General features: G+C 65.1%; 1 protein-coding gene. It reads left to right on the top strand.

What is annotated here, in order from left to right; all coding sequences use genetic code 11:
• On the top strand, window positions 1–717 hold a 717-nt coding region (locus tag ABD481_RS46565), incomplete at both ends, for a lipoyl synthase (protein ID WP_344672331.1).

Raw genomic sequence — 717 nt, 5'->3', positions numbered from 1 at the left:
CCAGAAGGCCGCAAGCTGCTCCGGCTTGAGGTCCGCAACAGCGCCGTCCCGATCGAGAAGAAACCGAGCTGGATCAAGACCCGGGCGAAGATGGGACCGGAATACACCGGCCTGAAGAACCTGGTGAAAAGCGAAGGCCTGCACACCGTGTGCCAGGAAGCCGGCTGCCCCAACATCTACGAATGCTGGGAAGACCGCGAAGCCACCTTCCTCATCGGCGGCGACCAATGCACCCGGCGCTGCGACTTCTGCCAGATCGACACCGGCAAACCCAAGGCCTACGACACCGACGAACCACGCCGCGTCGCCGAATCGGTCCAGACCATGGGCCTGAAATACGCCACCGTCACCGGCGTCGCCCGCGACGACCTGCCCGACGAGGGCGCCTGGCTGTACGCCGAGACCGTCCGCCAAATCCACGAACTACTCCCCGGCTGCGGCGTGGAACTACTGATCCCGGACTTCCACGCCAAGCCCGAACTGCTCGCCGAAGTCTTCAGCAGCCAGCCCGAAGTCCTCGCCCACAACATCGAGACCGTGCCGCGCATCTTCAAGGAGATCCGGCCCGGGTTCCGCTACGACCGCTCCCTGGACGTCCTCCGCCAAGCCCGCGACCACGGCCTGGTCACCAAATCCAACCTGATCCTGGGCATGGGCGAGGAACGCGAAGAAATCTCCCAAGCCCTCACCGACCTGCGCCAAGCCGGCTGCGACCTG

The sequence above is a fragment of the Catenulispora yoronensis genome (genome assembly GCF_039531695.1).
GTDB classification, from domain to species: Bacteria; Actinomycetota; Actinomycetes; order Streptomycetales; family Catenulisporaceae; genus Catenulispora; species Catenulispora yoronensis.
The sequence above is the reverse complement of the archived record's forward strand: the minus strand, read 5'-3'. Positions and strand labels throughout refer to the sequence as shown.